At 38.0% G+C, this 11,018-nt stretch carries 9 protein-coding genes; 3 read left to right on the top strand and 6 right to left on the bottom strand.

The features are described 5' to 3' along the window. Positions 1-43: 43 nt before the first annotated feature. Positions 44-781, bottom strand: coding sequence for an amino acid ABC transporter ATP-binding protein (locus Q0R51_RS08325; protein ID WP_122037342.1), 738 nt, complete (start codon positions 779-781; stop codon positions 44-46). A gap of 331 nt (positions 782-1,112) precedes the next feature. Between Q0R51_RS08325 and Q0R51_RS08320 the strand changes: the two genes are divergently transcribed. After that, positions 1,113-1,562 carry a GAF domain-containing protein gene (locus Q0R51_RS08320; RefSeq protein WP_294758044.1) on the top strand — a complete coding sequence of 150 codons (450 nt, stop codon included), beginning with the start codon at positions 1,113-1,115 and terminating at the stop codon, positions 1,560-1,562. Positions 1,563-1,621: 59 nt separating this feature from the next. On the opposite strand, the gene Q0R51_RS08315 is transcribed toward Q0R51_RS08320, so the two are convergent. Together Q0R51_RS08315 and Q0R51_RS08310 are read right to left on the bottom strand one after the other, a co-directional pair. Further along, a complete protein-coding gene (locus tag Q0R51_RS08315; protein ID WP_294758042.1) occupies positions 1,622-4,291 on the bottom strand; it encodes a calcium-translocating P-type ATPase, PMCA-type in 2,670 nt (889 codons plus the stop codon). Between the two features lie 242 nt (positions 4,292-4,533). Continuing rightward, positions 4,534-6,936, bottom strand: coding sequence for a phosphoketolase family protein (locus Q0R51_RS08310; RefSeq protein WP_198202791.1), 2,403 nt, complete (start codon positions 6,934-6,936; stop codon positions 4,534-4,536). Positions 6,937-7,219: 283 nt separating this feature from the next. Between Q0R51_RS08310 and Q0R51_RS08305 the strand changes: the two genes are divergently transcribed. Next, positions 7,220-7,984, top strand: a complete 765-nt coding sequence (locus Q0R51_RS08305) for a DeoR/GlpR family DNA-binding transcription regulator (RefSeq protein WP_198202874.1) — start codon at positions 7,220-7,222, stop codon at positions 7,982-7,984. A gap of 4 nt (positions 7,985-7,988) precedes the next feature. After that, entirely contained in the window at positions 7,989-8,360 is a 372-nt protein-coding gene (locus tag Q0R51_RS08300; protein ID WP_294758038.1) for a bacteriocin immunity protein, read from the top strand. Positions 8,361-8,412: 52 nt separating this feature from the next. On the opposite strand, the gene Q0R51_RS08295 is transcribed toward Q0R51_RS08300, so the two are convergent. The 3 genes from Q0R51_RS08295 to rpiA form a co-directional block, all read right to left on the bottom strand. Beyond that, complete coding sequence (locus Q0R51_RS08295) at positions 8,413-9,138, bottom strand: GntR family transcriptional regulator (RefSeq protein ID WP_294758035.1); 726 nt, start codon at positions 9,136-9,138, stop codon at positions 8,413-8,415. An 8-nt stretch (positions 9,139-9,146) separates the two neighbouring features. Next, complete coding sequence (locus Q0R51_RS08290) at positions 9,147-10,070, bottom strand: nucleoside hydrolase (RefSeq protein ID WP_294758033.1); 924 nt, start codon at positions 10,068-10,070, stop codon at positions 9,147-9,149. A 106-nt stretch (positions 10,071-10,176) separates the two neighbouring features. After that, positions 10,177-10,869: a ribose-5-phosphate isomerase RpiA gene (rpiA, locus tag Q0R51_RS08285; RefSeq protein ID WP_294758031.1), complete on the bottom strand. Its 693-nt coding sequence runs from the start codon at positions 10,867-10,869 to the stop codon at positions 10,177-10,179. Positions 10,870-11,018: the final 149 nt, after the last annotated feature.

The following is an 11,018-nucleotide window of genomic DNA, read 5'->3' as shown; positions in this document are numbered from 1 at the left end:
AATAAAGGAAGTAGCCAAAATTTCTTTTTCATAATTGGCCTCCTTAGTGAGAAATAATTTTACTCAAAAATTGTTGTGCCCGCTCCGTCTTTGGCTGTTTAAAGAAGCTCTCGCTATCATCATCCTCAACAATCCGACCCTGATCCATGAAGATAACTCTATTAGCCACCTCTTTGGCAAAGCCCATTTCGTGAGTAACGATTAATGAAGTCATACCACTTTCGTTGGTAACTTTCTTCATAACTTGTAAAACATCATCAATCATTTCCGGATCAAGAGCAGACGTTGGCTCATCATATAAGATAAGCTTTGGCTTCATTGCCAGAGTTCGTGCTATTGCAACACGCTGCTTTTGACCACCGGAAATTTGTGAAGGCATATTATGTGCCCATTTCCTCAGTCCAACCATATCGAGCAAGTCTAATGCCTGTTTTTTATTTTCTTCTTCAGGAATATGGCTTACTATTCTGGGTGCCAGCATAATATTTTCCAGTACATCTTTATTCTTGTACAAATTAAAATGCTGGAAAACCATCCCAACATCACTACGTAAAATATTGAGATTAGTCTTTGGGTCAGAAAGATCGTGACCGTTAACTACCAACTTACCCTTCTGGATTGATTCAAGTCCGTTAACGGTCCGTACAAGTGTACTTTTACCAGAACCGGATGGCCCGATCAGAACCACCGTCTCACCTTGATCAATCTCTAAATTAATGTCGTGCAGTGCATGAAAATGGCCATAAAATTTTTGCACGTTATGGAACTCTATCATCGACATTGTCATCGCCCCTTTCATAATCAATGCATGAAATAATAAGTTGTAGTTTCTATTTTACTATAACGGTTAAGAATTTTAAAAGTAATACAGTTTTTTTAATAAAAATTTAGATAAAGCTCTGTTTGATTTACGTCAAACTAAAAGTCTGTTAGCTCCCGCCATATAAGCAAATATTCAATAATAATGGCTATATTGTATGTTCAATACTAATATTTTTTTGTCAAAAAATGTGATTTATCATTAAAAATATCTGTGAGAAATTTATTTCAATTACAGATTGGTACTTTTAAAAAGAGTTAAACTGGCTTACACTTTCATTAGGAGAATGCTTATGGAAAAAATGAAAGATTACAAGTTGATTTTGAAACAAGCTGATAATTTGCTTCAAAATGAGCATGATTTAATTGCCAATATGAGTAATATTAGCTCGCTGCTTTACAATAGTTTACCTGAAATTAGTTATGCAGGTTTCTATCGTTTTAAAGACAACGAATTAATTTTAGGACCTTTTCAGGGACCCATTGCCTGCATGCATATTCCAATTGGAAAGGGAGTTTGCGGTATCGCTGCAAAAACTCAGCAAATTCAAATCGTGCCCAATGTTCACAAATTTTCCGGTCATATTGCGTGTGATGCTGCTACAAATTCTGAAATTGTCGTGCCGCTTATTAAAAATAACAGTTTGCTTGCAGTTCTTGATCTTGACAGTAACAGTTTCAACAGATTTGACCAAATTGATGCTGAATATTTACTAAAAATAGCTGAGCTTGTTTCAAAATAAACTAAAAAAGTTCCACAATCTAAATTAAGATTGCGGGACTTTTTATTTTAAAGATACTTTTATTTCTTGCCTGCTAGACGTTGACATGCTTTGACAATTTCAACTATCACGATCATACAAATTCCGGCACCTAAAACTATCAACCATTGTGTGGAATTCAATTCCGTGACATCAAAGAATTTTGTCATAAACGGCAACTCTACTGCCGCCATTACCACGGCAGATATTAATATTGCCCAGTTAAACCACTTGTTTGCAAATGTTCTTCTTGAAAAGATAGACTGGTGAATATACTTAGAATTGAAAGCATGAAACAGTTGAATTAAGCCTAGCGTAAGAAAGGCCATAGTTAATGCATCACCATGTTGTAAGTTAGCTTCATTCATATGAGGGCCAAAATTTAATCCTAACTGATAAGTAGTTAAAACAATAGCACCTTCTAAAATTCCCTGGTAAACAATCGAGCTTGCGACTCCACCACTGAAGAAGTTTGATTTTTTACCCCGTGGTGTCCGCTTCATGATACCTTTTTCAACTGGTTCAAGACCTAGAGCAATAGCTGGCAGCGTGTCCGTAACTAAGTTAATCCACAATAACTGAACAGGAGCTAAGATATCCCAGCCCAGCATGGTCATCATGAACACAGTTAGAACTTCACCAACGTTACAACTCATCAGGTAAAGGATGGCCTTTTGGATATTGCTAAAGACTTTACGTCCTTGTTTAACGGCTTCAACGATCGTAGCAAAATTATCATCCGCTAAGACCATATCACTGGCCCCCTTTGAAACTTCGGTACCGGTAATCCCCATACCTATCCCAATATCAGCCTGCTTCAAACTAGGAGCGTCATTAACGCCGTCACCTGTCATGGCCACAATTTTGCCTTGTGCCTGCCAAGCTTTGACAATGCGAACCTTATGTTCGGGTGAAACTCTGGCATAAACGTTAAAATCTGCTACGTGCTTTTCCAGGTATTCATCACTAAATTCATCCAGTTGTGCACCGGTAACAACCCGTTCATCTTCGCCAGGTTTTAAAATCCCTAATCTTTCCGCAATCGCTTGTGCAGTTACCTGAAAGTCACCTGTAATCATAACGGTCCTAATTCCGGCATTATGGGCTTCAACAATGGCTTTTTTGGCTTCTGGGCGTTCCGGATCGATCATTCCTACTAACCCAGCAAAAATTAAATCTTGTTCAACATTGTCAGTTGAAGGATCATCATATAACTTCTCAACCGGTTTATAGGCTAGTCCCAGAACTCGCAGCGCATTTTTAGCCATATTTTGATTAGCAAGCATAATTTCATCTTTTTGCTTTTCGCTAATTGCACTAACTTTGCCATCTAGTTCAATCCGCGTTACTCGTTTCAGCAGCTGATCCGGTGCTCCTTTAACAGCCACAAAGTAGTTTCCATTGTCTTCATTGACGGTGCTCATCAGTTTACGGCCAGAATCAAACGGTACTTCCTGCAGTCTTTTATGACTTGCAAGTAGGTTATGCACATCTATCTTTTGATCAAGAGCGTATTGAATTAGGGCAGTTTCGGTAGGATCACCCAGCAATTGATTACTTTCATCAAGTTTAGAATCATTAGCTAAAACCATCGCCATTAAAGCATGATTATCATGACTAATACTGCTGGAAGATTTATGTACTTGATGATCATAATAAATCTGCTCAACTGTCATTTTATTTTGGGTTAAGGTACCAGTTTTATCAGAACAAATGATGTCTGTTGCGCCTAAGGTTTCAACAGCAGGTAACTTGCGCACAATCGAATTATGCTTGGCCATCACCTGCGTGCCTAATGCCAAAATAATAGTAACAATAGCCGGCAGTCCTTCTGGAATAGCTGCAACTGCAAGTGACACGGCCACCAAGAACATATCAATTGCTAATTTATCTGTTGGCTCTGTTCCTTTTTTGGTAAAAAAGCCTACAACAAATACCACAGCACAAATTAGCAGAATCATGATTGTCAGCGTCTTACCTAACTGGTTAAGGTTGCGCTTTAATGGTGTATCCGTTTCATCAGTGTTATTAAGCATCGTGGCAATTTTGCCGACTTCAGTGTTCATTCCCGTTTCAGTAACAATGCCCTCACCGCGGCCATAGGTCACATTGGTATTGGCAAAAGCCATATTGTCCTGATCTGCCAGTGCCACCTTTTCATCATTAATAGGGGCGACATTTTTGTCAACTGGAACTGATTCACCGGTTAAAGCGGATTCTTCAATTTTAAGGCTCTTGGTAACAGTTAAACGCAAATCCGCTGGAACTACATCTCCAGCTTCAAGTAAAACCACATCACCTGGTAGTAATTCAGGACTGGGAATTTCAACAATCTGACCATCTCGCCGAACATGAGCATTAGGAGTAGCCATTTTCTTTAATGCGTTAATTGCTTCTTCCGAGCGTGTTTCTTGGAAGACGCCTAGGACCGCGTTCAAAATAACCACTATCATAATTATTGCAGCATCTGTCCATTCTTGTGCGACAAAACCTGAAAGTAGCGCTGCAACTATCAAAACAATGATCATGAAGTCTTTGAATTGAGCCAAAAAACGTTGCCAAATACTAGTTTTCTTTTTGCTTGCCAAACTATTAGTGCCATATTTTGCACGCAAGGCACTAATCTGACTGGTCTGCAAACCTTGACTAGTTGATGTTGACAACTCTTGAGCTACATTTTCAATTTCTTGGTTATAAAATTTCTGGGGCATTGTTACCTCCTACTAACAAAAAAGAGACCCATATGTTTAACACACACAAGTCTCACTATTTAAGATAAGTCCAGAAGGATTCCTTCGGTTGTTGGGCTTATCGCAAGTAATTGCTGTTACTCCCTCATGATGATACTTATTATAAATAAATTTTTTATTTTTAACAAGAATAAGACTATTAAAATTAGCTAAAACAAAAACAGTTTCTATTACTTAGAAACTGCCTTCGCTCAATGTTTTTGTTAATTAAGACCGGTCCATTGCCATTCTGTAACTTCAGGCATGTCTTTGCCATTATCACGAATGTATTGGTGATGCTTAGCAAGCAACCTGTCCATCTCTGCTACAAAGCCTGCACTCTTTTCAGCGTAACGAGGAACACTTAAAATGGCATCTTTAGCTAAGTGGAAGCGATCAAGCTCGTTAACTACCCGCATATCAAACGGAGTAGTAATGTCGCCTTCTTCTTCATAGCAGTGAATGTGAACGTTGCTGCGTTTGCGACCAAACCAGATTGACTGCATCATAGCCTTGTAACCGTGCCAGGCAAAAATCACTGGCACATCGCTTGGGAACAATTGCTCAAATTCCTCATCTGAAATTGCTTCTGGATTATCTTTGGTATTCATTAGCTTCATAACATCAATAACATTGATGTAACGAATTTTCAGGTCAGGGAAATTCTTGTGCAAAATATCGATTGCGGCAAGAGATTCCATTGTTGGTTCAGTTTCAGTTGAAGCAAACACAACATCAGGTTTAGCATTATGGTCAGTTGAAGCCCAATCAATGTAAGATAAGCCGTGATTTGCAATACGAGTTGCTTCATCAATTGAGAACCATTGTGGTCTTTCTTGCTTAGAAGTTACCAAAATATTAATACATTCACGATCAGTGAAAGCTTTTTGGGAAATTGCCAACAATGAGTTAGTATCGGCAGGCAGATACTCATGAACTAAATCAGGACGATTCTTTTCATACATGTGAGTCAATACACCTGGGTCTTGGTGGGTATAACCGTTATGGTCTTGCTGGAACACAGTTGAAGTTGCAATAAAGTTAAGTGAGGGGTAATCCTTACGCCAATATTGTTCCTTAGCTTTTCTTAACCACTTCATATGCTGGGTCAGCATTGAATCTACAACCCGGCCAAATGATTCGTAGGTAGCAAAGAAGCCATGACGACCTGATAAAACATAACCTTCAAGCCAGCCCTCGTCCTGGTGTTCTGATAATTGAGAATCGATTAAACGCCCGCTTGGTGCCAAGTTTTCATCATTAGGAGTATGAACAGAGCTTTCCCATTGCCGTTTTTGCTCATCAATGAACTTAAACAAGCGGTTAGACTTGGTCTCATCTGGTCCAAAGCCACGGAAAGTATTTGGATTAAGTTCAGCGATTTCATTTAAGTACTTAGCCCATTCGGTCATATCCTCAGCTTCAATAGAACCTGGTTGATCAAATTTCAAAGCGTACTTGCGATAATCAGGCAAGCTAAGGCGCTTAGCTTTTTCACCACCAGCATTAGTGATTGGGTTCATAGCCATTCGACTATCACCAGCAACATTATCCGCTGTTACCACTGCAGTTGGTGTACCATTTTCATCAAATAGTTCTTCCGGTTTATAGCTCTTAAGCCAGTCAACGAGCATATCTTTGTGTTCCATATCATCTTGAGCAACTGGAATTGGAATTTGGTGTGCTCTAAAGGAGTTTTCAATTGGATTACCGTCAAGATCTTTCTTGGGACCAGTCCAACCCTTAGGCACGCGGAAAATAATCATTGGCCAGTGAGGTAAGGTTAAATCATTGTTTTCACGTGCATTCTTTTGGATTGCTTTAATCTCTTCAATGACAGTATCCATTAATTTGGCCATTTCTGCGTGAATTTGCATATGGTCTTTATAACCGTCAAATTCGCCGCCATTATATGCGGAAATAATATAAGGATGCCAGCCCATACCTTCAAAGTATTTGGTCAGTTCTTCGTCTGACATTCTGGAAACGATCGTTGGATTAGAAATCTTAAAACCATTAATTTGCAAGATCGGCAGCACAGCACCATCTTTAATAGGGTTAATAAATTTATCACTGAACCAGCTTGCTGCAAGCGGACCAGTTTCAGCTTCTCCATCACCGATTTCCACAGCTGCAATCACATCAGGATTATCTAATATGGCACCAGTACCATGGGAAAGTGAGTAACCTAATTCTCCACCTTCATGCATTGATCCTGGAGTTTCAGGTGCGGCGTGCGAAGCGGAGCCACCCGGAAAACTAAAGCGTTTAAAGAGCTTAGCCATGCCCTTTTCGTCTTGTTGAATTTCAGGATAAAGTTCACTATATGAACCATCAAGATACGAGTTTGAAACCATAACCTGACCACCATGACCTGAGCCTTCAATATAGAACATATTTAAGCCATACTTCTTAATAACTCTGTTTAAATGGGCATAAATAAAGTTTTGCGGTGAAATAGTACCCCAGTGACCAATTGGCTTAGGTTTTACCTCACTTGCTTTTAAATCATGTTTTAATAATGGATTGCTCATTAAGAAAAGCTGACCGACTGATAAATAATTTGCAGCCCGCCAATGAGCGTCAACGCTTTTAAGGAATTCTTTTGAATCATAATCAACTGCCATTTTAATTCTCCCTTAGTTGTTTAGCTTAATTTCATTTTATAAACATATTATAGCAATTTTTGATAAAAGTTCAACCATTTTGAAAATTGGTTCGTCCCAATTTTATAAAAACGTGTTTGTTTAAAGTCAGTAGAGGAAAAACACTATTATTCCTCTACTTTTTATTTACAGATCAGCATATTTATGCTCAAATACTGATAAGTGCTTATTTTTATTGCTAAATGCTGAAAAAGTAGTTAAACAATATTCGCTGTAGTGTTAATTTATTTAGAGGAGAAGTATGATGTCACAGGAAGACCGTCTATTAAAAATCAAGCAAATGCTTAAAAATGAAAAACATTTACGAACTCGCAGCTTAGCACACTATTTCAATATTTCTTTTGACACTGCTCGTCGAGACGTGGTTCGATTAACCACAACTGGACAAGCAATCAGAGTTCATGGCGGATTAATTGCTATTGATGAAAATGAGGTGCCTAATTTTCTTACCAGAAACCAAATCGATTCACCTATTAAAATTAAAATGGCCCAGATGGCTAGACGTTTTGTACATCCTAACCAGTGCGATTTTATTGGTCCCTCAACTACTCTTAAAAAATTGTGTGAATTAATTTGTGGTACAGATTTGCAAATAGTCACTAATTCAATTGACAACTCACTAGCATTGATGCAAACAAAATTACCAAGTGTAAGACTGCTGGGAGGAAAAATTGATAAAGAGCATAGGTTTAATTATTCTGTAACTTCACTTGATCTTTTACATAGGATAAGTTTTAATACTGCTTTCATTGGCACCTCCAACGTTAAAGATGACGGTATTTATTCAGCAAAAATGAGTGATTCGGAGTTAATTAAAACCGCGTGTTCCAGAGCAAAGCAAGTTATTGTTGTTGCAGAAAAATATAAGTTTGATAGTGAAAATTCTTCTCCTTACATGTCAATTCCACTTAATGAAATTGACGTTTTGATCACAGATTTGCCTTTGCCAGAAAAATTTCAGAAAAATTTTTCGCCGAAGACCCAAATCATTTCGGTTTTAAGGAAGTGAGGTTATGCGTAACTTTTTTGGTAGTTTGTTTTCAAAAAAGCAGCAACAACTAATCGAAGAAGTTTATCAGGATTTAGAGCAGTTTTATCAGAGTTTTTACTCTAATATATATAATGAATTGAATATCAATAAATATAAGCAAATTCGTGACGCCATTGGTATGGTCATGCGCAAATTTGACAATCAAGACCATCCATTAGATTATGCTGGCAAATTAGTATTGTACATTCAAGCTTCTGTTGTGCTGCAGCATTTGCATTTAACAACTATGCAGCAAAAGCTTCTACATGATTTAAGTGACAAAACCAAAAAGATTAACTTAAATTTTGTTTATACCGGGCGGCTCACGGATATGCAACAATTTAGCAATGTTTGATTTCCTTTTTTATATAGAATGTATCCAAAAAAAGCAGGCTTTCGCCTGTTTTTTATTTATTCAAATTAACAAAAGTATTAAAGCGCATGTATTGATAATGAATACGCATAGTTGACACTTCAAATGGAGTACCATCATCTAAAAAGAAAATACCTTCCATTACGCCAACTGGTTCAGTAGACTTTAAATTAAGCCTTGCTTGATCATCCCTATCAGATGGTTCAACAGTAATATTAAGAAAGGCTTTAGTGACTACCTTATTTTGTGAATCCTCTAAGTAATTAAAAAGGGACTTTTTTAAGTGCTCAGGCTTGAGCTCAGGAACTATTTTAATAGGTACATAGCCAGTTTCTATCAAAAAGGGCTGTTCATCCAAAAAACGAAGTCTTTTAAATTGGTAAACAAAGTCATTTTCTTTAAGAAACAAGTCTTGAGCTATTCCAGCGGGTGTTTTAATCACATTAAAAGAAAGCAACTTAATACCCTGCTTTTTACCTGGAACTTTAAGGCTATCGGTCAACCCTAAATTTGATCCTTCATAACGAAACAATGATTGGTTCTTTAAATATAGGGGATTGATGAAAGTACCACTACCCCTTTTTTTAAAAACAATGCCTTGTTGAGAAAGCAGCTCCATTGCCCTTTTCATTGATGAGCGACTTACTTGGTAGTGTTCAGCTAGACTACGCTCGTCTGGAAGACGCATTCCTTCATATTTGTTATCCAAAATATTTTGTTTGATATCGCGCATCACAGTACGATAAACGAAATCTGCCATTATCTACCTCAATTACTTACTTCTTTGATTGCCGCAATAAGCCACTCTGAAAATTGTCTACGGTCAATTTCGACACCAACTTGAACATTTGCTGGCTGACCAAAGAAGTTGTCAAAATCAATCATTGATGCGCCATAAGCACTAGGACTCTTGGTGTCTACCACCACGTAAGCCGGTTTAAAAGTATACATTTCCGGTTTTACCAACATTCCAGATGCCAACGCATCGTATACTTCTCGGCCATTAGTTCTAGTGTGATCTTGCAATTTGTCCATAATATGGTAAAGCATATTACCAGTTCTGCCTATTTTCTTAATTTGCATTAAGACTGCCGGAGTAATGTAAGCTTGATGACCTAATTCCAGTGGCGCCAATAAAATTTTTATGCCACTTGCAAAAACAATTTGTGCTGCTTCAGGGTCACCCGCAACATTATATTCCGCATACGGCCCCCAATTGCCACGACCAATTGCACCACCCATAATTACTAGTTGCTCAATTTTAGGTAAATCTTCAGGGAACTGTCTAAAATAAAGGGCAAAATCAGTTGCTGGGCCGATTTGCATTAAAGTTACCTTCTCGCTGCTATTAGCAACTACCTCGTGAATTGCTTCTGCAGCTATACCTGGTTTTAATAAGCTGTAATCAGGTTCAGGAAAATCAAAACCGGCTAGGCCACTTTGGCCGTGAACGTCAGAAGCATCAATTTGGTCTCGTAATAAAGGTCTTTGTGCTCCACTCACGACTGGCACTTTAGTTTGCAAAAAAGTTTCCAGTTTCAAAGTATTGGTCAAAGTGTTTTTAAGCGGAACATTGCCCCATGTTGCAGCAATCAGTTTCACATCAAGCTCAGGAGCAAACAAGGCTATTGTCAATGCTACTACATCATCAATTCCGGGATCGGTACTAATTATCAAAGGTTTTTTTAACATAAGAATCCTCTTTTAAAATGGTTATAGCACTATGATACCAAATTTAGCTTCCAGTTGCTCTTTAAAAAAAGTTAGCCAAAACAAAATCTTAAGCTAACTCGGAAAGTTATTTTTTGCGGTCTTCAATATTGCCATCAGCATGAGCAATAATAACTTCATTGCACATCCCTAAAAAAAGACCATGTTCAACCACACCAACGGTATGATCCAGATAATCAGCTAGGCCGCTAGGAACCGGAATAGGATCAATGTTTAAATCAATAATATAATTGCCATAATGTGTGACAAAACGCTTATTTCCAGTCAACCGCCACTTAGGATTCAGTCCTTCAGCCTGAAAAAGTTTGAAATTTTGCTCACACGAAATTGGCAAAACTTCAACTGGTAATGGAAAACCACTAAGGTGGTCAACCATTTTAGATTCATCTACAATCCAAACTACTTGGCGTGAATTAACAGCAACATTTTTTTCCATTGTTAAGGCACCGCCGCCGCCCTTGATGCCATCAAAATTAGCGGCAATTCTGTCTGCACCATCAATAGTTAAATCAAGTTGATCTACAGTTGCCAACTCATCAACCTGGAAGCCATAGCTTTCCAGCTGTTTTTTACTTCTGCTTGAGGTTGTAACAACTGCTGCTAGCTCAAGGCCTTCTTCTTTTTTTCTTCTGCCTAATTCAGCAATTAAAAAAGCAACTGTAGAGCCGGTTCCGACTCCCAATTTCATTTTCGGCTTAACTAATTCAGCGGCCTTCACGGCAGCCAATTTTTTCAACCTATCCTGTTCTTCTTTATCCATGATCCGTGCTTTCTAAAATTAAATTATTAACCAGTAACTCAATTTCATTATAGCAAAAATAACAGAATAACAGGACATAAAAAAAGCAGTCCATGACTGCTTTTTGCAATTGACTTAATTATTCAGGATCAATTTCAGGAGCTTTGTTA

Origin of the sequence: uncultured Lactobacillus sp., from assembly GCF_946477725.1 — a bacterium.
Lineage (GTDB): Bacteria > Bacillota > Bacilli > Lactobacillales > Lactobacillaceae > Lactobacillus.
The sequence above is the reverse complement of the archived record's forward strand: the minus strand, read 5'-3'. Positions and strand labels throughout refer to the sequence as shown.

Excerpts from the sequence above, each read along its gene's own strand:
- Q0R51_RS08295 (WP_294758035.1), bottom strand. The coding sequence starts at position 9,138 with ATGGCAGATTTCGTTTATCGTACTGTGATGCGCGATATCAAACAAAAT.
- Q0R51_RS08320 (WP_294758044.1), top strand. The coding sequence starts at position 1,113 with ATGGAAAAAATGAAAGATTACAAGTTGATTTTGAAACAAGCTGATAAT.
- Q0R51_RS08290 (WP_294758033.1), bottom strand. The coding sequence starts at position 10,070 with ATGTTAAAAAAACCTTTGATAATTAGTACCGATCCCGGAATTGATGAT.
- Q0R51_RS08305 (WP_198202874.1), top strand. The coding sequence starts at position 7,220 with ATGTCACAGGAAGACCGTCTATTAAAAATCAAGCAAATGCTTAAAAAT.
- Q0R51_RS08310 (WP_198202791.1), bottom strand. The coding sequence starts at position 6,936 with ATGGCAGTTGATTATGATTCAAAAGAATTCCTTAAAAGCGTTGACGCT.
- Q0R51_RS08325 (WP_122037342.1), bottom strand. The coding sequence starts at position 781 with ATGTCGATGATAGAGTTCCATAACGTGCAAAAATTTTATGGCCATTTT.
- Q0R51_RS08315 (WP_294758042.1), bottom strand. The coding sequence starts at position 4,291 with ATGCCCCAGAAATTTTATAACCAAGAAATTGAAAATGTAGCTCAAGAG.
- Q0R51_RS08300 (WP_294758038.1), top strand. The coding sequence starts at position 7,989 with ATGCGTAACTTTTTTGGTAGTTTGTTTTCAAAAAAGCAGCAACAACTA.
- rpiA (WP_294758031.1), bottom strand. The coding sequence starts at position 10,869 with ATGGATAAAGAAGAACAGGATAGGTTGAAAAAATTGGCTGCCGTGAAG.